Source organism: Streptomyces sp. NBC_00212 (genome assembly GCF_045206365.1).
Taxonomy (GTDB): Bacteria; Actinomycetota; Actinomycetes; order Streptomycetales; family Streptomycetaceae; genus Streptomyces.
In genome coordinates this window covers 8,265,487-8,286,199 of sequence record NZ_CP108115.1, presented here as the reverse complement: position 1 = coordinate 8,286,199, position 20,713 = coordinate 8,265,487, and the positions used below count along the sequence as shown (strand labels likewise).

General features: G+C 70.7%; 20 protein-coding genes. 7 read left to right on the top strand and 13 right to left on the bottom strand.

What is annotated here, in order from left to right; genetic code table 11:
• Positions 1-218 precede the first annotated feature (218 nt).
• A complete protein-coding gene (locus OHA17_RS37890) occupies positions 219-887 on the top strand; it encodes a cutinase family protein (protein WP_406510301.1) in 669 nt (222 codons plus the stop codon).
• A 72-nt stretch (positions 888-959) separates the two neighbouring features.
• Here OHA17_RS37890 and OHA17_RS37885 read toward each other — a convergent pair whose 3' ends face one another.
• Positions 960-2,030, bottom strand: a complete 1,071-nt coding sequence (locus tag OHA17_RS37885) for a BTAD domain-containing putative transcriptional regulator (protein ID WP_406510300.1) — start codon at positions 2,028-2,030, stop codon at positions 960-962.
• Between the two features lie 151 nt (positions 2,031-2,181).
• Complete coding sequence (locus OHA17_RS37880) at positions 2,182-2,610, bottom strand: DUF6234 family protein (RefSeq protein WP_406510299.1); 429 nt, start codon at positions 2,608-2,610, stop codon at positions 2,182-2,184.
• A gap of 318 nt (positions 2,611-2,928) precedes the next feature.
• Between OHA17_RS37880 and OHA17_RS37875 the strand changes: the two genes are divergently transcribed.
• Entirely contained in the window at positions 2,929-4,548 is a 1,620-nt protein-coding gene (locus OHA17_RS37875) for an alpha/beta hydrolase (RefSeq protein ID WP_406510298.1), read from the top strand.
• 107 nt (positions 4,549-4,655) lie between these two features.
• Here OHA17_RS37875 and OHA17_RS37870 read toward each other — a convergent pair whose 3' ends face one another.
• Both OHA17_RS37870 and OHA17_RS37865 read right to left on the bottom strand, forming a co-directional pair.
• Positions 4,656-5,018, bottom strand: a complete 363-nt coding sequence (locus OHA17_RS37870; protein WP_398876913.1) for a DoxX family protein — start codon at positions 5,016-5,018, stop codon at positions 4,656-4,658.
• The gene (locus tag OHA17_RS37865) at positions 5,015-5,527 is read right to left on the bottom strand and encodes a dimethylsulfonioproprionate lyase family protein (RefSeq protein ID WP_406510297.1); all 513 of its coding nucleotides are present in this window, start codon (positions 5,525-5,527) and stop codon (positions 5,015-5,017) included. The genes OHA17_RS37870 and OHA17_RS37865 overlap by 4 nt, the downstream gene beginning before the upstream one ends.
• A gap of 80 nt (positions 5,528-5,607) precedes the next feature.
• Here OHA17_RS37865 and OHA17_RS37860 point away from each other — a divergent pair, with 80 nt between their 5' ends.
• Complete coding sequence (locus tag OHA17_RS37860; protein ID WP_406510296.1) at positions 5,608-6,459, top strand: LysR family transcriptional regulator; 852 nt, start codon at positions 5,608-5,610, stop codon at positions 6,457-6,459.
• A 92-nt stretch (positions 6,460-6,551) separates the two neighbouring features.
• Here the strand turns inward: OHA17_RS37860 and OHA17_RS37855 are convergent, their stop codons facing one another.
• The 9 genes from OHA17_RS37855 to ureA form a co-directional block, all read right to left on the bottom strand.
• The gene (locus OHA17_RS37855; protein ID WP_406510295.1) at positions 6,552-7,700 is read right to left on the bottom strand and encodes an agmatine/peptidylarginine deiminase; all 1,149 of its coding nucleotides are present in this window, start codon (positions 7,698-7,700) and stop codon (positions 6,552-6,554) included.
• Positions 7,697-8,545: an ABC transporter ATP-binding protein gene (locus tag OHA17_RS37850; RefSeq protein ID WP_406510294.1), complete on the bottom strand. Its 849-nt coding sequence runs from the start codon at positions 8,543-8,545 to the stop codon at positions 7,697-7,699. Before OHA17_RS37850 ends, OHA17_RS37855 begins: the two co-directional genes overlap by 4 nt.
• Entirely contained in the window at positions 8,538-9,563 is a 1,026-nt protein-coding gene (locus OHA17_RS37845; protein WP_406510293.1) for an ABC transporter ATP-binding protein, read from the bottom strand. Before OHA17_RS37845 ends, OHA17_RS37850 begins: the two co-directional genes overlap by 8 nt.
• Positions 9,560-10,414: an ABC transporter permease gene (locus OHA17_RS37840; RefSeq protein ID WP_406510292.1), complete on the bottom strand. Its 855-nt coding sequence runs from the start codon at positions 10,412-10,414 to the stop codon at positions 9,560-9,562. Before OHA17_RS37840 ends, OHA17_RS37845 begins: the two co-directional genes overlap by 4 nt.
• Positions 10,411-11,370, bottom strand: a complete 960-nt coding sequence (locus OHA17_RS37835) for an ABC transporter permease (RefSeq protein ID WP_406510291.1) — start codon at positions 11,368-11,370, stop codon at positions 10,411-10,413. Before OHA17_RS37835 ends, OHA17_RS37840 begins: the two co-directional genes overlap by 4 nt.
• The gene (locus OHA17_RS37830) at positions 11,367-13,022 is read right to left on the bottom strand and encodes an ABC transporter substrate-binding protein (RefSeq protein ID WP_406510290.1); all 1,656 of its coding nucleotides are present in this window, start codon (positions 13,020-13,022) and stop codon (positions 11,367-11,369) included. Before OHA17_RS37830 ends, OHA17_RS37835 begins: the two co-directional genes overlap by 4 nt.
• Before the next feature lie 86 nt (positions 13,023-13,108).
• Entirely contained in the window at positions 13,109-14,122 is a 1,014-nt protein-coding gene (locus OHA17_RS37825; protein WP_406510289.1) for an agmatine/peptidylarginine deiminase, read from the bottom strand.
• 194 nt (positions 14,123-14,316) lie between these two features.
• Positions 14,317-16,014, bottom strand: coding sequence for an urease subunit alpha (locus tag OHA17_RS37820; protein WP_406510922.1), 1,698 nt, complete (start codon positions 16,012-16,014; stop codon positions 14,317-14,319).
• Between the two features lie 8 nt (positions 16,015-16,022).
• Positions 16,023-16,739 (bottom strand): urease subunit gamma, encoded by a 717-nt coding sequence (gene ureA / locus OHA17_RS37815; protein WP_406510288.1) that lies wholly within the window; start codon positions 16,737-16,739, stop codon positions 16,023-16,025.
• 303 nt (positions 16,740-17,042) lie between these two features.
• On the opposite strand from ureA, the gene OHA17_RS37810 reads away from it, so the two are divergent.
• From OHA17_RS37810 to OHA17_RS37795, 4 genes are all read left to right on the top strand, one after another.
• Positions 17,043-17,600 carry a TetR/AcrR family transcriptional regulator gene (locus OHA17_RS37810; RefSeq protein WP_406510287.1) on the top strand — a complete coding sequence of 186 codons (558 nt, stop codon included), beginning with the start codon at positions 17,043-17,045 and terminating at the stop codon, positions 17,598-17,600.
• A 52-nt stretch (positions 17,601-17,652) separates the two neighbouring features.
• The gene (locus OHA17_RS37805; protein WP_406510286.1) at positions 17,653-18,237 is read left to right on the top strand and encodes a TetR/AcrR family transcriptional regulator; all 585 of its coding nucleotides are present in this window, start codon (positions 17,653-17,655) and stop codon (positions 18,235-18,237) included.
• A gap of 113 nt (positions 18,238-18,350) precedes the next feature.
• The gene (locus tag OHA17_RS37800) at positions 18,351-19,571 is read left to right on the top strand and encodes an agmatine/peptidylarginine deiminase (RefSeq protein WP_406510285.1); all 1,221 of its coding nucleotides are present in this window, start codon (positions 18,351-18,353) and stop codon (positions 19,569-19,571) included.
• Between the two features lie 340 nt (positions 19,572-19,911).
• On the top strand, positions 19,912-20,298 hold the full coding sequence (locus OHA17_RS37795; RefSeq protein ID WP_406510283.1) for a hypothetical protein: 387 nt from the start codon (positions 19,912-19,914) through the stop codon (positions 20,296-20,298).
• Positions 20,299-20,713: the final 415 nt, after the last annotated feature.

Here is a 20,713-nt window from a genome sequence, read left to right as displayed (position 1 = left end):
GGACACGGTAAGGAGGACCGATGAAATCCCGATGGAGCCGCCGCCCGGGCATCGCCTGCCCAGGGCGTTTCCGTCCGTGCCCCGGTAGGCGACCCTCTTGGGTGCGGCGGGTTTCATCCGGATGTCATCGACCGCTGCCACTGTCGTCCGGTGACCTTGGCCGACGGCGTTCCGCATCGGGAAGCGGACGCGTAGGCCAACTACATGGGGAGGATCCAATGCGAGCCAGCAGGATCAGGGCCGCGTTAGCCGGGCTGCTGCTGACAGTCGGGGTTTCGGCGGCGCAGGGGGCCACGGCACAGGGCGCCACCGCACAGGCGGCGGCTTCGTGCGACGGCACCTACACGATCGTTGTCGGGGGCACGTGGAGCACATGGGACAACGACCGATTTACGGGCAACATCCAGCAGCACGTGGGGTATTCCAGCCAGGTCCCCAGCGGTCCGAGCGTCCGGTCGGGCGTCAACGAGCTCAACCGGCTGGTCCGAGACCAGCGTGCCGCGTGCCCGGACCAGCACGTCAAGATGGGCGGGTACTCCTTGGGTGCCGCAGTGGTGCACGTCTGGATCAGCGAGAACTGGAGGTCGTTCGGCAACGTCAACGCCATTCTCCTCGCGGACCCCAAGCGTCAGGGCGGTCCCGGCACCAACGGCAGCGCCGCGCCGTTCGGCGGCATCATCGGCCCCCCGCTCTCAGGCAGTGACCGGGACTTCGGCAACGTGCCGGTCAAGTCGATCTGCTACTGGGACTACATCTGCGACGAGTCCGCCGGCATTTGGACCTACCCGAAGAACCACAATGACAACTACTGGCCGGACTTCAACATGGATCACCACAACGACGACGCCAACGAGCAGTGGTACAACGGCGCCTGGTACCCCTGGTAACCACGATCAGGTGTGAGGCAGGGTAGGGGCACCGTCACCGTGGCCCCTACCGCGACGAAGCCGGTCCGGCGGTCACCGCGTGGCTCTGGTGAGGCCCAGGCCGGCTTCGTCGCCGCGCAGAATCATCTGGTACGTCCGCCGGAGCATCCGGCTCGGCGGAACCCCCAGGTCGTCGGCAAGGCGGCGGCGGGCGCGGTCGAACACGGTCAGCGCGTCGGCCTGCCGGCCGCTGCGGTAGAGCGCGTGCATCAGCATGGCGGCCACCGGCTCGTTCAGGGGATGCGCCGCGGCCAGGGCGAACAGTTCGGCGATCGTTTCGGAGTGCCGGCCCAGCCGGAGCTGCCACCCCAGCTTCCGCTGCATGATGACGATCCGGCGCTCGGCGAGCCGCACCCGCTCCAGCTCGGCGAGCGGTCCCGGCAGACCGGACAGGAGCTCCCCGCGGAACAGGTCGAGCGCCTGGGAACACAGCCGGACCGCCTCGGTCGCGTCGCCCGCGCGGTCGGCCCTGTGGACATCGCCGAGCAGTTCCTCCAGACGCGCGACGTCCACTTCGACCGCGCCCGGGGCCAGCCGGTAGCCGCACCGGCCGTGCTCGATCACGGAGTCCGGGCGGTCGCCGATGCGCAGGGTCTTGCGCAAGCGGTAGATGTACACCGGCACCACATTCGTGAGCGGCGGCTCCATCCCCCATACTCCGTCGAGGAGTTCCTGCTGGCTGACCGTACGCCCCCCACCCAGGGCGAGCGCCGCCAGTACGGCTTGCTGGCGGAGGTGCCCCAGGTTCAGGGGCCGCCCGTCCTGCCAGGCCTGGAGCGGTCCGAGCACGGAGATCCGCACCTTCGGCCCGGCGGCCCGGCCGACGGCGGTGCGCGGCCCTGGTCCCGCCTCCCGGGTACGGGGTCCGCTGCCGGGCACGACCAGGCCGCAGTCGAAGGCGTGGACGATGGCGGCGGCCCGGTCGCGCAGCCCGAGCTTCGCGAGGATGCGCGCGAGGTGTCCGGCCACGGCGTCCTCGGGAATGGCGAGGTCGGCGGCGATCTCGTCGTCGCGCAGGCCGCACCCGACCGCATGGAGCACCCTGCGCTCCTGATGTCTGAGCATGGTGGCAGTCGGCCGGCGGCTGGTGGCGGTCGTCGGCATCACTGCTCCCCGGTCTTGTCGGTCTGACGGACGCGGTCGACAAGGTAGTGCGGGGAGTGCCGGTGCAGGCATCCGGAATGATCCGGGGTGACATGGTGGGCATCCGGTTCGGCACCCGTCTCCTACGCCTGCCGGTGGCCCTGACGGTGGTTCAGTAACACCGTCCGCTGCCGCTGTAGCAAGGGGTGTAGCCGGGGTCGGGGGTGGGCGCGGGGCCGGGGTGGCCGCGGTCGTAGTCGTGCTGCGAAGACACGAGCAGCACTGCCACGATGCAGGCCGCGGCGAGTTGCAGGAACACCGTCCAGGGCGCGCGGGCCAGCGCCGCGACCGCGGAAAGCACCACGATGACGATGAGGAAGTGCTCCGTCCAGGCGATGTCCGCAAGTGCCGACGCGTCGATCCTGGCCTGATCCCCCTGCGCGGCCCACACCTCCATACCGTCGCTGAAGAGCCTCCCGGCGCCGGTGGCGGCCTCGACGACGAAGAGCAGAATGGCGGCAGCCAGATCCGTGCCGAGGGACGTTCTGCTGGACCAGGGCCACTGCCGCCGAGGCGAGCGTTCGCTGAGTACACGCGTCATGGCCCGCACCCTGCCAGGCCCACCGGAGAGCACGCATGAGTACCCGTACTCAGCCGGGCACCACGAACGTGCCCGCGCACGGCCACCCGCCGCGTCGGCGCACCGGCAATGTTTCCGTCCATGAGCGGCGGGGCGTCCCATCGGCGCCGAGACGGCCATCCGGGCCCTCACACGCTGGAGCTACCAGGTTCGGCGGGCAACGGCTTAAGAAGGGGCGCGGCCTCGGGACGAGCGTCCCCAACTCCGCTCCAGTCACAGCTTGATAACGTCCCGTCAGTTCTCTAGCTGTACAATTTCACATATCACATCATGCTCTCCATGAGAAAAATCATCGCCCTGCTCTCGGCGGCCACCGCCGTCGCAGCCCTCACTGGAACGTCCGCCAGCGCGGCACCCGACGCGGCCGCGCCCGCGGACACCGGGCAGGGAAAGCTCGTCTGGAGCTCCTGCAACGACACCAGCACACCCGCGCTCCAGTGCGCGATGCTCGACGTGCCGGTGGACTACGCCGACCCGCACGGCCGGAAGATCAAGATCAAGATCAACCGGCTCCCCGCCACCGCGCCCAAGAGCAAGCAGCAGGGTCCGATCCTGCTCAACCCCGGCGGCCCCGGGGACTCCGGGCTCTGGATGCCCGCCTACATCTCCGGACAGATCCCGAAGGACGTCGCCTCGACCTACGACTGGATCGGCTTCGACCCGCGCGGCACCAACGGCAGCGAGCCCCATGTCGTCTGCGACGCCCACTACTTCGACGGCGAGCGGCCCGACTACCAGGTGAGCCAGGGCACTTCGAAGGCCTGGCTGAAGAAGGCGGCCGGGTACGCCGCCGACTGCGCGGCCGACTGGTCCTGGCTCATGCCGCACATGACCACCGTCGACAACGCGCGCGACATGGACAGCATCCGCCGAGCACTCGGAGCGCCGAAGATCAACTTCTACGGCGGCTCCTGGGGCACCTCGCTCGGCTCCACCTACGGCCAGCTCTTCCCCTCGCACGTCCGGCGGATGGTGCTCGACAGCATCGTCGGGCCCACCATCAGCTGGTACGACCACAACGTGCTGCAGGACAAGGAGCACCAGCGCCGCTTCGACGCCTTCGCCGCTTGGGCGGCCAAGGCCGACTCGGTCTACCACCTCGGTACGGACGCGGCCGCCGTCGAGAAGGCGTACCAGCAGGTCGAAGCGGACCTGCGAAGCAACCCCGCGGACGCCGCCCCGGCCCCCGGCAAGATCGGTCCCGCCGAGTTCGAGGACACCTTCTACGGCGGTGGTTACAACTTCCTGCGCTGGCCGCGCATGGCCACCGTGCTCTCCGCCTACGTCACCCACCATGACACCCGGCCGCTGAACATCGCCTACAACCTGTACGCGGCGCCGGGCGCCGACGACGGCGCCTTCCCCGCGTACAACGCGGCGCAGTGCACCGAGAGCGCCTGGCCGCGCGACTGGGAGTTCTGGAAGAAGGACCAGGCCGGCGTTAACGCGTCGGCGCCCTTCTACACGTACAACAACATGTGGTACAACGCCGCCTGCATGTTCTGGCCCTACCAGGGCAACCCGGCGGGCCGTATGAAGATCACCGGTAAGGGCCTGCCGCCCGTGCTGCTCTTCCAGGCCACCGAGGACGCCGCCACCCCGTACGAGGGCGGGCTCGCCATACACGACGCGCTGCCCGGTTCGAAACTGGTCGTCCAGAACGGCGGCAGTTTCCACGAGATCCTCTTCCACGGCAACGCCTGCCTGGACGACACCTTCACCGACTACCTCCGCGACGGCAGCCTCCCCAAGGGTGGCGGCCGCATAGCGAAGACCTGCGCCCCCGAGGCCGACCCCACCCCCACCTACGTGACCCCGCCGCCCGCCCTCACCCGCAAGGCCACCAGCAACCGCCTCTCCCCCACCGACCCCGAGGCCGTGCACGGCGTCCTTCGGTAGTCGATGCATCAACTGGGCTCGTCCCGGCGGCAGTTGGCCTCCAGCCGACTGCCGCCGGTCGACAGCGACCCCGGTCTGCTCGGCCGTGACACCGCCCCAGCCTCACGTCACAGCCGAGCAAGCGCCGGCCAGACGGTCACCGCCGCGAGGAGGAAAAGCACGATGTTGAGTGCGAGCCGGCGGTCTCCGCGGCTCAGGTGAACCCCGGTCGCGGCGATCTGCAGCACCATGAACCCGACGGCCGCGGCCAGGGCCAGCCAGGGCGCGATGCCGGTCAGCGGCGGGAGGATCAGCCCGGCCGCTCCGAGCACTTCGATCAGCCCGATGGCCCTGACCGCGGGCATCGGCGTGCTGTCCACCCAGGCCATCATCGGTCGGAGCTGCTCACGGCCGCGGACTACCTTCAGCCCGCCCGCGTAGAGGTAGAACAGCGCGAGCAGGCCGGCCGCGCTCCAAAAGGCGACGTTCACGATTCCCTCGGCCCCTGGGTGAAGTCGGTGGCGGGCTCGGTGGCGTAACGGCTCATCGTCTCCACGGTCGCCTGTGGAGTCAGTGCCTGGCCTGCGGCGATCATCTGCCGCAGGTCGCGGAAGTACTGGACGTACAGGTCCGGCGTGAACGTGCTGAGCATGACGGCCGGTTGGTCGGTCACGTTGGCGAACGTGTGCGGGGCTCCCGGTGGGACCATCACGAGCGTGCCCGCGCCCGCGTCGTAGTCCTTCTCTCCGACAGTGAACCGCACGGTGCCCGAGATGACGTAGAAGCCCTCGTCGTGCTGGGCGTGCCGGTGCTGCGGCGGTCCGGGCGTGTGCGGCGCGAGGACGGACTCGGCAAGCCCGAGGCGGTGCCCGGTGTTGCTGCCGTCTTCGAGGATGCGCAGCCGCGTGGTGCCCAGAACGATCGTCTCGCCGTCGCCCGGGCCGACCACCGAGACGGCGGGATCGGCGATCGGCTCACTGGCCTTCGGTTCTTCAGTCATGCCTCGATTCCACCGCCAGGGGCGGCGGGCCGTCCAAGACCCATTCCGGGACGCCGATACCGAGCGGGTATCGTCACAGCATGGAGCTACGTACGCTGCGCTATTTCGTGGCGGTCGCCGAGGAACTCCATTTCGGCCGGGCCGCCGGACGGCTGCACATGAGTCAGCCGCCACTGAGCCGGGCGATCAAGCAGTTGGAGACCGAGCTCGGCGCCGCGCTGTTCGACCGCTCCCCGGGCGGTGTCACGCTCACGTCGGCGGGAGCGGTGCTGCTCGACGAGGCACGGGCCCTGCTCGCCCGGGCCGACCGGGCACGGGGACGTGTGGCCGCGGCGGCCGGCGCCACGGCCATCACCATCGGCATCCTGGGTGACAGCACCGACCCGCGCGCGACCCGACTGGCCGCCGCCTACCGCCGGCGGCACCCGCAGGTCGAAGTCCGCGTCCGCGAGACGGACCTGACCGATCCCACCTGCGGGCTGCACGCCGGAGGGGTCGACGTGGCCCTGACCCGCGGTCCGTTCGACGAGACCGGCCTCAGTGTGCGTGAACTGCGCACCGATCCGGTGGGCGCGCTGCTGCGCGCCGACGACGTGCTGGTCGGCCGCCACAGCCTGGAACTGGCCGACCTGACCGACCGCCGATGGTTTCTCTTCCCGCAAGGTACCGACCCCCTCTGGCAGGCGTACTGGAGCGGCGGCGAGCCGCGCGAAGGTCCTGTGGTGCGCGCCGTCCAGGAATGCAGGCAAGCCGTGCTCTGGAACGGCACGGTCGGCATGACCCTCCTGGACCACGAGCCGGGCGAGGGGCTGGCCGTGGTGCCGCTGGTCGACATGCCACCGAGCCGCATGGTGGTGGCCTGGAAGGAGGGTGACACGAACCCCGTCATCCGATCGTTCGTCCAGATCGCGATCGCGGCCCACGAGGACTGAGCACTCATCAGGAAACCTGCTCCGTTCCGGCGGCCGAGGCACCGGCTGGGTTCAGAAGCCTGCCGACCGGGCACCGCCGGCCGACCCCGCCGTCATGGCCGCGGCTGCTGCTGGGTGACGCAGTGGATGCCGCCGCCGCCCGCGCCGAGGCGGTCGATGTCGAGCTGCTCGACGACCCGGCCCGGGAACAGCCGTTGGAGGGTGGCCTTCGCCGCGGCGTCGGCGCGGACGTCGCCGAACTGGGCGGATATCACCGCGCCGTTGCAGACGTAGTAATTGGCGTACGCGGCACCGAAGTTGGGGTCGCTGGAGCGGATGAGGCCGTAGTCGGGGCCCTGGAACTGGGTGACTCGGATCGGGTTGCCTGCGGCATCGCGGGATGCGGAGAGGGTCTGGTACTGCTGGCGGGCGTCCTTGGACCAGGCGTCGTTGTCGGTGGCCAGGGGCATCTGGACGAGCCCCGCCCCGGCCGCCAGGAACCTGGAAGTCGCGTCGATGTGGTCGTCGGTGATGTCCCGCCCGGTCACGCCGTTGAACCAGATCACTTCCGTGGCGCCGAACGCCTCGCACAGGGCCGCTTCGATCTGGGCCTGCTTCATGTTCCGGTTGCGGTTGGTGTTGATGAGACTGCTCCGGGTCGCCATGAGGGTGCCGTTGCCGTCCGTCTCCACCGCGCCGCCCTCGCCGACGACGCCCGCCGCGGTGAACGGCACACCGAGGCTCGCCGCTATCCGCTGAGCGACCAGGGCGTCCTTCGCGTGGGCCTGTTTGTTGCCCCAGCCGTTGAAGTTGAGACCGATGGCGTCCAGGCCTCCGCCACCGTCGGTGCGGAAGACCGGCCCGGTGTCGCGCATCCAGCAGTCGTCGACCGGAATCGAGCCGAGCACGGTCACGGCCGAGCCGCACGCGCCGCGCGCTGTGGCGACACTGGCGGAGTTGGCGCAGACGGTGACGGGTTCGTACCTGGCTATCGTCTTCGCGACGAGGGCGATGTCGGCCTGGACCCCGGCCAGTTGGCGGCCCCAGATGGCGCTGCTGTCGGGCCAGGCCATCCAGGTCCGGGTGTGCGCGACGGTGTCGAGGGGCACGGCGAAGCCCCCGGGGGCCGCGGCGGCGTGAGCCTTGCCTGTGGCGGTCGCCGCCCAGGCCGTACCTGCTGCCGCGAGTCCGGCGGCGGCCACGAAGGTTCTTCGGTCCAGCCGGCGGGGTGATGGGGCGCCGGATGCGGAGGGTTCAGTCATTTCTGGTCTCCGATCACTTGGGTACGGTGCTCAAGGAGTGGGGTGTGTTGCAGGGCTCGACGTGCGGCCACGATCGCTCGCGGGTCCCATCCCGGGCGCGGAACCGAGTCCAACAGGAGCTGTGTGTAAGGGTGTTGGGGCTCAGAGAGAACCTGGTCCGTGCTGCCCGACTCGACGATCCGGCCCTGCCGCATGACGATCACGTCGTCGGTGACGCACCGCACCACGCCGAGGTCATGGGTGATGAACAGATAGCCGACGCCGGTCTCCGCCCGGATGTCGGCCAGCAGATTGAGGATCTGCGCCTGCACCGACACGTCCAGGGCCGCCACGGCCTCGTCGAGTACGAGGATGGCCGGCTCCACGGCCAGCGCCCGCGCGATGGCGACCCGCTGGCGCTGGCCGCCCGAGAGCTGCCGGGGAAGTGCGTCACGGGCCCGGCCACCAAGGCCGACCTGGTCGAGGAGCTCGGCCAGGCGCCGGGAATGGTCCGCACCGGGGAAGTGGAGCCGCAGGGTTTCCCGCAGTGTCGCCCCGACGCCGACCCTCGGGTCCAGGGAGAGGAAGGGGTCCTGGAAGACCATCTGCACCTCCCGGGCCCGCGCCAGCCTGACGGCCCGGCCACGAGCACGACCCGAGCGCTCGTGACCCCGCACGAGTACGCGGCCCGCGTCCGCGCCCTCCAGGCCCACGACGATCCGGGCCGTCGTCGTCTTGCCCGAGCCCGATTCGCCGACGATGCCGAGCGCTCCACCCCTGGCGAGGGAGAACGACACGTCGTCGACGGCCCGGACGCTCCCGAAGCGGCGGTGTATGCCGCTGACCTGCAGAACGGTCTCAGGCATGAGTGGCACTCCCCTGGACGCGGTCGCTGTGGTGGCACGCGACACGGTGCACACCCCCGCCCGGGTCACCCGTGACCGGCCGGTCGGCGGGCGCCTGTTCCGCGCAGATGGTGGTGGCGTGGACGCAGCGCGGCGCGAAGGGGCAGCCCGTCAACTCGGCGCGCAGATCCGGGGGTTGACCGTCGATGGCGGCCAGTCGGCCCTGCGGCGCGTCGAGCCGTGGGGTGGCCGCGAGCAGGGCCTCCGTGTACGGGTGGCGGGGCCGGGCGAACAGGGCGTCGGCGGAGCCGGTCTCGACGATCCGCCCGGCGTACATGACGTACACCCGGTCGCTGATGGTCGCGGCGAGGCCGAGGTCATGGGTGACGAAGAGCAGTGCGGTGTGGAAGCGGTCCCGCAGGTCGGCCAGGAGCGTGACGACTTCGGCCTGGGTGGTGACGTCGAGGGCGGTGGTGGCCTCGTCGGCGAGGAGCAGCGCCGGTTCGCCCATCAACGCGGCGGCGATCATGACGCGTTGGAGCATGCCGCCGGAGAGCTGGCCCGGGTAGCGGCGCAGCGCGGCGGGGGTGAGACCGACCGCCACGAGCAGCTCCCCCGCGCGCCGGTCGGCTTCTTCGGCGGGCATCATTCTGTTGAGGCGCAGGCTCTCGGTGAGGAAGTCGCCGATCCGGCGCAGCGGGTTGATGGCCGCCCGGGGGTCCTGGAAGATCATGGCGGCCGTGCCGGTGCGCAGGGCGCGCAGGCGTGCCGCGGTCATGGTGAGCACGTCCTCGCCCGCGACCCGGACGGTGCCTGAGGCGCCGGCTCCGGGTGGCAGCAGTCTGAGGACGCTGCGCGAGGTGAGTGTCTTGCCGGAGCCCGATTCGCCGACCAGCGCCACGGTCTCCCCTGCCGAGACGCTGAGGTCGATGCCGTCGAGCACGGGCCGGGCGGTGCCCGGCAGCCACAGGCGCAGACCCTTGATGTCGAGTACGTACGGGACGGCTGACGGGTCCTCGACGGTGGCAGGGGTGTTCATCGGTCCCTCCTCGCGACGTGGTCGGCCCAGCGCTCGCCGACCACGTTGAACGCGACGACGGTGAGCACGATCGCGGCGCACGGCCAGATCGCCGACAGGGGGTAGCCGCGCTGGATGGCGGTCTGGCCGTCGAGGACCATCCGGCCCCAGTCGGGGGTGAGCGCGGGGACGCCGAGGCCGAGGAAGGAGAGTCCGGCCAGGTCGATCAGGGCGTATCCGAAGTTGATGGTGGACTGGGCGAGGACGACGGGCCCGATGTTGGGCAGGACGTGCCGCAGACAGATCTGCGTCCCGGAGTGACCCTGCACCAAGTAGGCGTTCACATAAGGGCGTTCACGCTCTGCGAGCACCAGGGAGCGGGTGAGCCGGCTGACGTACGGGAGGTAGGCGACGGCGAGCGCGATGACGGGTGCGGTGAGCCCCTCTCCGTACACCGCGACGATGAGGATCGCGAGGAGCATGCCGGGGAAGGCGAAGACGAGTTCCGTGCCGCGGGAGAGGACGGAGTCGAGCCAGCCGCCCCGCCAGGCGGCGGTGGTTCCGATGGCCACGCCGGCCAGGGTGGAGAAGGCGACCACTCCGAGCGGGCCGAGGAGTGAGGTGCGGGCACCCAGGACCAGGCGGGCGAGGGTGTCGCGGCCGGAGGAGTCGACACCGAAGGGGTGGGCGGCGGACGGGCCCGCGAGCGCGTTGCCCAGGTCCACCGCGTTGGGGTCGGCCGGAGCCAGCCAGGGGGCGAGCAGCGCCGCCAGGACGACGAGGATGACGAAGCCGAGGCACAGCGGGTACAGCGGGGCCCTGGACGTACGGAGCCGGGAGAGGCCGGGGCGCCGCAGGACGGCGACGCTCATGCGGCGGACCTCCGGGGGCTGAGGGCGATGCGCGGGTCGACCAGGGGGTGGACGAGGTCGACGACCAGGTTCACCGCCATGAACAGGCCGACCATGGTCAGGGAGATGGCCTGCACGGTGGGGAAGTCCTTGGTGGTGATGGAGAGTTCGAGGAGCTGACCGATGCCGCCGACGCCGAACGCCGACTCCACCAGGACGGTGCACACGAGGAGGGTGGAGACGATCAGGCCGCCGGTGGTGAGCACGGTGCCGAGCGCGTTGCGGAACACATGACGGCTCATCACCTTGTGTCGGGGTACGCCCCGGCTGAGAGCCACCGTGACGTGTTCCTGGCCCAGGACGTCGAGCATGGCGCTGCGGGTGACGCGGGCCAGCATGCCGATCAGGTACAGGGCGAGCGCGATGGCGGGCAGGGTCAGGTGCCAGAGCATCCGGGCGAGCCCGTCGCCGGTTCCGCCGGCCGGGAACCAGTGCAGCCGCACCGCGAACAGGCCCTGGAGCAGGACCGCGGCGACGAAGGACGGGGTGCCCACGGCGAGCGTGGTGGTGACCAGGATCGCCGAGTCGACGGCGCCGCCCCGCACCGCGGCGATCCGGCCGAGGGCGAGGCCCGCGACCACGACGAGACCGAGCGCCATGGCTACCAGGAGCAGGGTGCTGGGCAGCCGGTCGGCGAGCAGCCGCGACACGTCCGTGCGGTACGTGATCGAGCGGCCGAAGTCACCGTGCAGGAGCTGGCCGAGCCAGCGGAAGTACCGTACGGCGAACGGGTCGTCGAGGTGGTACTGGTGGTTGATCGCCTCCAGGGCGGACGGCGAGGCGGAGCGCCCCGCGAGGAGGAAGCTCGCCGGGCTGCCCGGCGCCAGATACATCGCGCCGAAGATCACGAACGAGGCGGCGAGCAGTGTGGCCGCCATTTCGGCGAGGCGGCGCAGGGCGAATCTGAGGAAGCTCACTGTGCGGCCCCCACATCCGCCGCCCATGGGTAGTAGAGGTAGGAGATGGTGGTGGGGGCGCCAGTGATCCGCTTGTTGAGGAACACGGCGGTCGGCCATTCGGCGACCGGGATCCACAACACCTGCTCGGCCGCCTTCTGCTGGAGCTTGGCTTCGACGGCGAAGCGGGTGGCCGGGTCGTAGGCGGCGCGTGCCTGGTCGACGAGTTGGTCGTAGGCGGGGTCGCTGTATCCGGCGTAGTTCTGGTAGGCGCCGGTGCGGAAGTTGCTGAGGAGGTCCAGGGGGTCGGTGATGGAGTCGTAGTACGTCTCGGGGAACAGGTCGATGCCCTCGCGCGCCTTGGGGTCGGTGAACAGTGCGGTGAAGGCGTTGGGGGCGATCGTCTTCAGCTGGACGTCGAGCCCGATCTGGGTGCCGGCCGCTTGGAGGGCGGTGGCGAGCAATGACACGTCCTGGCCGATCGAGCTGGTCGCGACGGTCACCTTCTTTCCGGTGGCTCCGGCTTGCTTGATGAGCCTTCGGGCCTCGTCCAGGTTGGGCTCGGCGGAGGGGAGGCCGTCGAGGGCGGCGTGCCGGACCTGCTCGGGCGCCGTGACCCAAGCCGCTTTGGTGGTGAGGGAGTTGGTGACGGTCCCCGCGCCACCGAGGCCGGTCTTCACGAAGCCTCGGCGGTCCAGGGCCAGGGACAGGGCGCGCCGGACGCGGACGTCACCGAGCACACCTTGCATGTCGGTCACGTTGACGTTGTCGGTGCTGAGGCCCTCGCCGAAGTAGAGGGTGCCCCCGCCGCTGGAGCGCAGTGCGCCGTAGCTCTCGGTGGGGATGAGGTATCCGCCGTCCACTTCGCCGCTGAGCATGGCCTTGGTACGCGCGGAGGAGTCGGTGAGGAAGCGGAACACCGCTTTCCCCGATTTGGCCTTGGCGTCCCAGTAGCCGGCGAACCGGTCGAGTTCGATCGACTGGCCCTTGCTCCAGGTCCCGAGCTTGTACGGTCCGGTGCAGTCGAGGCCGCCCGAGGTGCCGTAGTCCTTGCCCGCCGCCCGGACTCCGGCCCGGCTCGCGACCACGCCGGCGGCGGTCGCCATGTACTGGGGGAACTGGGAGTCGGGCTGCTTCAGTTTTACGGCGACCTGGAGTGGGCCGGTCTTGGTGAGCGTGGCGACGTTCTGGAAGACCTGCGCCCAGGCGGCCCCGTTGTCGGGGTCCATCTGCCGGCCGAGGCTGAAGACGACGTCGTCGGCGGTCAGGGTGCTGCCGTCGTGGAAGTGCACTCCGGGGCGCAGGTCGTAGACCCAGGTCAGCGGGTCGGGGTTGGTGGCCTTCTCGGCCAGGCCCGGCACAAGCTTGAGCTGGGGCGTCCAGCGCATGAGGCTCTCGCAGACATTGGAGAGGATCATGTTCTGCGGGTAGTCGAAGGCGGAGATGTAGTCGAGCGTCGGGGGCTCCGCGTAGAGGGCCCAGCTGAAGGAGTCGATCTCGCCCTTGGCGGGCGGGGTGCCGGCGGTGAGCTCGAAGTCCGGTGTCTTTCCTGGGGCGTTGGTACCGGGAGGTCCCGCACAGGCGGAGATCAGGAGGGCGGCGGCGAGGGCCGCGGCGATCAGGGCGAGCCGGTGGGGACGGCGTCCTCCTGGCCGGGGCGGTGGCATGGGCATCGGAGCGGTTCCTCTCCGCACGGGCACGATGGAGGGTGAGGGGGGCAGCCTGGGCGACTACAGGCTGGGCGGACGGGCGGCGGCGCTCAGCGCGAGGAATCAGGCACGGCGGGCACCTGCTGGGTGATGCAGTGGACTCCGCCGCCGCCGTGGGCGAGCGCCCGGGCGGGCACGCCGACGACCTTGCGGTCGGGGCAGGCCGTGGCGATGACCGCCAGGGCCTCGGCGTCCTGGGGCAGGCCGGCGACGGGGACGACCACCCCGCCGTTGGCCAGGTAGAAGTTGAGGTAGCCGACCTCGACGGGGGCGCCGTCGACCTCGGTGAACGCGCTCTGCGGAAGGTCGATGATCTCCAGGGTGCGGCCCTGGGCGTCCGGGGTGGCTTCGAGGACCGCGCGGTTGGCGCGCATCCGGGCGTGGTCGGGGTGATCTGGATCGTCGGGGAGCTGAACCAGGACCCGGCCCGGGGCGACGAAGGCGCAGACGCCGTCCACGTGTCCGTCGGTCTCGGTGTCCAGGAGCCCGCCGAACGGCAGCCAGATGACCTTGGTGACGCCGAGCCCGGCCTTCAGCTCCGCCTCGATCTCCTCCCTGCTCAGGCAGGGATTGCGGTTGGGATGGAGCAGGCACTGCTCGGTGGTGATCAGGGTGCCCTCGCCGTCCACGGTGATCGCCCCGCCCTCCAGGACCATTTCGGAGCGGACGGTGCGCTCGCCGAGGTGTTCCAGGAGCAGCGCGCTGACGCGGTCGTCGGCGTCGTACGGATGGTGCTTGCTGCCCCATGCGTTGAACCGGAAGTCGGCACCGGCCCGGCGGCCGTCGGGGCCGACTACGAAGATGGGCCCGGAGTCCCTGAACCACGAGTCGTCCAAGGGGAGTTCCATCACCTCGACGCTCTCGCCGCACAGTGCGCGGGCGTCGTCTCCGTGGCCGGGCGGCGCGACCATGGTCACCGGCTCGAACTCCGCGATGGCTCGGGCCACTTGGGCGTACTCCTGCTTGGCCTGCGCCAGGACGGCGCCCCACAGGTCGTGACGGGTGGGCCACGCCATCAGGCAGCGCTCGTGCTCGGTCCACTCGGCGGGCATGCGGAAGGTCATCACAACTCTCTTCGTCAGGACTTCCAAAGGACTGCGAAAGGGGGGCCACGGGGGTGGGTGGCGGATTCCGGACCGGTCGTTCAGGGAGTCGAGCCGGGCGGACGATGGCCGTGCTGACCGCTGGTGTGCCCGGAATACTCCACCGAACTGAAAATTCAGTCAAGACAAAGGACCGAAGGATCTCGGCCACCCGGCTACAGGAAGTACAGGCGGCTCAGCGGCACTTCCTGCGCCGGACCGGAGCGGATCGGGGCGCCGTCCAGGGTCACCAGTCCGCTGTCCGCCCCGACCCGGACCTCACCGAGGCGCGTGTTGTTCACCAGGTCCCCCGGGCCGATGCCGCGGGTGCCGCGCACCGCGACCCTTCGGCGCCGCGTCGCAAGCGCGTCGTACGGGCGACCGAAGGACCCGGACTCGGCGGCGGCCCGGCTGACGAACGCCACCGACAGGTCGGCCGCGGTCGCGCCGTGGGCGCCGAACAGCGGGCCGAGGACGAGGGGTTCGCAGCGGTCGGTGGCGGCATTGGGGTCGCCGGTCACGCCCCAGGCGGGGAAGCCGGACTTGAGGACCAACTGGGGCTTCGCACCGAAGGAATGGGGCCACCACAGCACGATGTCCGCGAGCTTGCCGGTCTCGATGGACCCGATCTCGTGCGAGAGGCCGTGCGCGATGGCCGGGTTGATGGTCAGCTTCGCCATGTAGCGCAGGACGCGCGCGTTGTCGACGCCGGGCCCGTCGCCCTCCAGGGGGCCGAGCTCGGCCTTCATCTTCCCGGCGACGGCGAAGGTGCGGCGCACGGTTTCCCCGGCCCGCCCCATGCCCTGCGCGTCGGACGAGGTGATCCCGATGACCCCGAGGTCGTGCAGCACGTCCTCGGCTCCCATGGTCCCCGCGCGGATGCGGTCGCGGGCCATGGCCGCATCGCCGGGGAGCTCCGGCTGCAGGCCGTGCACGGACACGATCATGCCGTAGTGCTCGGCGACCGCGTCCCGGCCGAACGGCAGGGTGGGGTTGGTGGAGGACCCGATGACGTTCGCAACGCCCGCCATCCTCAGCACATCGGGTACGTGTCCGCCGCCGCAGCCCTCGATGTGGAAGGCGTGGATGGTGCGGCCTTCGAGCACCTTCAGGGTGTCCTCGACGGTGAGGCATTCATTCAACCCGTCGCTGTGCAGGGCGACTTGGACGTCGTGCTCCTCGGCCACACGCAGCGCGGTGTCGAGCGCCCGGGCGTGCGCGCCCATGTCCTCGTGGACCTTGAACCCGCAGGCGCCACCCTCGGCCAGCGCCTCCACCAACGGCGCTGCGTCCGACGACGAACCCCGGCCGAGGAAGCCGATGTTGACCGGCCAGGCATCGAAGGCGTTGAACGCGTGGCGCAGCGCCCAGGGCGAATTGACGCCGACGCCCCAGGCCGGCCCGATCTCCTGGCCGATGATCGTGGTGACACCGGAGGCCAGCGACGCCTCCATGACGCGGGGCGACAGCAGGTGTACGTGGGTGTCGACCGCGCCCGCCGTGGCGATCATGCCCTCGCCGGAGACGATCGTCGTGCCGGTGCCGACCACGACGTCCACCCCGGACAGCGTGTCCGGGTTGCCCGCCCGGCCGATGGCCGCGATCCGCCCCTCGCGGGTGCCGATGGACACCTTTCGGATCCCGAGGGCCGCGTCGATCACCAGGACGTTGCTGATGACGACGTCACAGGTCTCGCGGACCGCGGCCGCCTTCAGGTGCAGCCCGTCACGGGCGGTCTTCCCGAACCCGGCCAGGAACTCATCCCCCGGGGCCTGTGAGTCGGACTCCACCCGCACCACCAGGCCGGTGTCCCCGAGGCGTACCAGGTCACCGGCCCGCGGGCCGTGCACGGCCGCGTACTCGCGCGCGTCGATGGAGCTGTTCACGGTGCCGCCTCCAGGTCTTGGTCGTCGTCCGGGCCGACACCGAGATAGCCGCACGCCGCCGCCCGGCGCAGCGCCTCCCGCCTGGCACCTGGGGCGTCCAGCGGCCCGTCGACGAGACCGGCGAAGCCGATGACGACGCGGTCGCCGCCGATGGGCACGAGCGGCACCTCGCAGGAGGTGCCCGGGGCGAACCTCGTGGACGATCCGGCGGGCTCGGCCGGCCGCATTCCGTAGGCGGCGGCCCGGTCGAAGTCCAGGCGGGGGTTGGCCTCGAAGAAGTGGAAGTGCGAGGTGACGCTGACCGGGACCGGGGCGGTGTTGCGGACCGTCACCACACACGCCGCCTCGGGGCCGGGGATCGCCTCGGCGCCGGGCAGTACCGCCCCCGGCGCGCGGGCCCCGAGGCCGCCCCCGCCGAAAGGATCGCTGACGACGGCCAGCCTGCTCCCGTCGTCGAAGACCGCCTCCACATGGATCTCGGTGACGACATCGGGCACGCCGGGCAGTACGTCCCCGGGCCCGAGCACCATGCGGGCCACGGCGACGGCCTCGGCGAGGCGGGCACCGTCCCGGGCCGCCTCGCACACGGTGTCGGCGATCAGGGCGGTCGCCTCGGGCACGTTCAGGAGGCGCCCCCGGGCTCTTCGGGCCCGGGCCAGTTCCGCGGCGCCGAACAGCAGCAGCCGGTCACGCTCTGTCGGGGTCAGCCGCATGTCCGCGCCTTCGGGCGGGGGCGTTGCACGGACGCGAAGGCCGGGTCATGGATGCGCATGAGGGAGATCGCTTTCGATCGGGGCCGACATTCGGTTGGGCAGGCCGGCAGCGCGTGGCCTGAACATCCCACTGACCGAAAATTCAGTCAAGAGATTCGACAGCGATACAGAGCGATACAAGCGGACGGGTACCCCAAGGCTTGGGCGGCGAGGCCCGCTGCCCTTTGTGCGGCGAACCAGGGGACAGGGCCCTGACCGGGGCGGATAGGGTGGGGAACCGTGGGCGACCGTAGAACAGCGATCATGGAAGCAGCCGCGCGGGTCATCGCCCGGCGCGGGGTGCGTGGCCTGCGCGTCGAGGAGCTGGCCGCCGAGGCCGGGGTGTCCACCGCGCTGATCTACTACCACTTCAAGGACCGCGCCGGAATCCTGCGCCGCACGCTGGAGTTCATCAGCGACCGCGCCGAGCGCTACACCACCGAGCGCGAAACGGACGCCGCGCCGCTGAGTCCCCGGCAGGAGCTGGAACAGACCCTGCTCCTTGAACTGCAGGACGAGCCCGTGGTGCGGGAGAACAGCACCGCCTGGGGCGAGCTGCGGGCGAACGCCATATTCGAGCCCGAACTGCGGGAAGACCTCGCCAAGGCCACGTTGATCTGGGTGCAGGAAATCGCCGATCTCCTCGGCCAGGTCAGCCCCATGTCCCCGGCCACCAGCCTGGCCGCCTCCGCCGAGCGACTCACTGCGCTCCTCGAAGGTCTCAGCATGCGCTGGCTCAGCGGCATTCTCCCCTTGACCCACGCCCGCACCCTGCTCCTTGAGGCCGTCGCCGTGGAGCTGGAGCGGCTCGATCGCCGATAGTGGCACGTACCGTACGGCGAGCGCACCGCACCTGAGTGGCTACTGTACGAAGGTGAGTACTCGACGCGCCAAGCTGCTGGAAGCGACCTGCCGAGTGATAGCCCTGCGGGGCGTCCGAGGGATGCGGGTGGAGGACGTGGCCGCCGAGGCGGGCGTGTCCAAGACGCTGATCTACTACCACTTCCGCGACCGCGCGGGCCTGGTGACCAGCGCGCTGGAGTACGTCAACGACCGCGCCGAGGGCTATGCGGACATCGCGGAGGACGACGACTCCCCCGCCCATGAGCTGCTGCTCCGGCTGCTTGCCGCGGAATTCCAGGACGATGCCGCCGTACGCGAGAACTCCGCCGTGTGGGGCGAGGTCCGTGCGGCGGCGACCTTCGACGAAGGGCTGCGGCCGGTCCTGACCGCGCTGACCGAGCGCTGGCTCGTCGACCTGGCCGAGCTGATCGCCGACGGCCAGGACGACGGAACCATCCCCGCGTCCGTCGACTCACGAGCCGCCGCGATCCGGCTGACGGCCCTGGTGGAGGGGCTGAGCGGACGCTGGCTGGCCGGCCTGATCACCACCGGGGAAGCGAGGGCCCACATCGCGGCCGCCTTGGAGCGCGAGCTCCTCCCGAGCGCGCGGACCTGAGGCTGCGGGCACCGCCCGTTCGAGGTGGCACCTCCTTCGCTATCTTGACTGACTTTTCAGTCAGTGCGAAAGTAGCCGTACCGATGCACAGCACTTGATGCGGAGCACCACCCATGACCCACCTCCCCACAGGCAGGCGGCTGCTCGACGCCCTCTTCGGCAGGAGTTTCTCCGTGCCCCTTCCCCTCGTGTCCCGGCGCACCGCGCTGCGGGCGTTCGCCGGAGTCGGCGCCCTCGCCGTCACCTCCACGGCCTGCAGTCCCGGGAACGACCCGGCTGACGCGTCCTCCTCCTCGCCCTCGGCCGCGGGTGAACAGAGCGCGGGCCGGCGCTTCGGCGCCGAGTGGGACAGCCACGCCCGGACGTTCATGTCCTGGCCGGCCCTTGATGCGGTGTGGGGCGAGCAACTGCCGTCCGTGCGCGAGGACATCGCGCGCGTGGCGCGGGCGGTCGCGGAGTACGAGCCCGTGGTGCTGATGGCCCGGCCCGACCAGCTGGCAGCGGCCCAGCAGGCCTGCGGCTCCCAGGTCGAGGTGATCCCGCTCGCGGTGGACGACCTGTGGGCCCGCGACACGGTGCCGGTCTTCGTGGCGGAGAACGGCCACACCCTGGGCGTCGACCTCAACTTCAGCGGCTGGGGCGACAAGCAGGTGCACACCAACGACGGCCAGGTCGGCCGGGCGCTGCTCGCGAGGTACGGCATCGCGCGCATCAAGGCGCCGCTGGTCGCCGAGGGCGGTTCCTTCGAGACCGACGGCGAGGGCACGCTCCTTGTCACGGAGAGCTCGGTGGTCAACAAGAACCGCAACCCCGGCAAGAGCCGCGACCAGATCGAGGCCGAGCTGAAGAGCAGCCTCGGCGTCAAGAAGGTGCTCTGGCTGGCCGGGGTGCGGGGCAAGGACATCACCGACGCCCATGTCGACAGCATCGCCCGGTTCACCGCGCCGGGTGTCGTCCTCGTCGACCAGGCCTTCCCCGGCAGCCCGCCGGACGTCTGGTCCCGGTCGGCCGACCAGGACCGGGCAGTCCTCAAGGAGGCAACTGACGTGCGCGGCAAGCGACTTGAGGTCATCGACCTGCCGCAGCCCGACCTCGACAAGATCACCGGCCGGGGCGACGACTTCGTCTCCACCTACACGAACTTCTACGTCGCCAACGACGCCGTGTTCATGCCCCGCTTCGGCGACGCCCGGGCCGACGACCGGGCCAAGGGCATCCTGCAGGACCACTTCCCCAAGCGGAACGTCGTCCCCGTGAAGATCGACACCATCGCCTCCGGCGGAGGCGGCATCCACTGCTCGACCCACGACCAGCCCGGCAAACCAGCCAGATAACGCCCCCTCGCCAAGGCTCGCGGAAGGGAGCCGAGTGATGCAGTGCGGTGGTGCCCGCCCGCCGCGCGGAGTGGCGCGACAGCACCTCGGTCTGCGCCGTGATCGTCCGGGCCGCCCGCGTGGTCAGGCCACACCACGGCTACCCCCTGACACCCCTCCCGACCGCTCGGTCGCGCGAGCGGCGAGAGGGGCAGGGGCGGGGTGGTCCGTCAGGGGGTCAGGCCGTTGGGGCAGCGATCGGGCGGGCCGCGCTTCCAGGGACCGGCTGCGAAGGTGCCGCGACATCGCCGCCTCGCTGGAGCTCCCCGTTCCCTTCGACGCGGTCGAACTCATCGCCGCCGTGGCGGAGCAGCGGGGCCGGCCGATCGAACTCATACCGACCGACTGGCATCCCGGCGTACCGTGCGGCCTGCTGGTCTCGGCGGAACTCGCCGACTACATCGCGTACGCCGCGGACACGGCCCCGCTGCACCGCCAGCACATCCTCGTTCACGAGCTGTCCCACCTCCTGTGCGGACACGACGGCACCCTCTCGACTGACCTCACCCCGCACCTCTCGCCGGGTCTTGTGCGGCGCGTCCTCGGCCGGACGGTCTACACCGATCCGCAGGAGCGGGAGGCCGAGTTGCTGGCCTCACTGATCCTCCAGCGCGCGGTCTGGTACCCGCCGGCCCGGCCGTCGGACCCCTTCCTCGACTCCGCCCGGTGGCGGGGTGGCCGTGACTGACGTCCTCCAGTGCCTGGCCGGACTCGCCCTGTATGTGTTCGGCCTGTACCGGTGGAGCACGCTGCGCGCCGAGCGACGCGGCGCCGCGCAGCAGTACGTGCACCGCTTCGCCTTCTGCCTGGGCGCCGCCCTCGTCGTTCTCGCTCCGGCCACCGCCCGGGCGGTCGAGGACACGTTCGCCCTGCCGGGCCTGCCCATGCTCGCGGGCGACCTGCTGCGGATCGCGGCGGTCGCCTGCACGGGGCTGGTGACCGCCGGATCGGTTCAACGGCAGCTCATCACAGCCGGGTTGACGCTCCTGGCCCTGGTGTTGCTCTTCTCGGCGGCCCACATCCAGCACGCGTCCGGGGAACTGTTCGTCGACACCCGCCACCGTCCGTTCCTGGTCGCCTACAACACGACCATCACGCTCTAC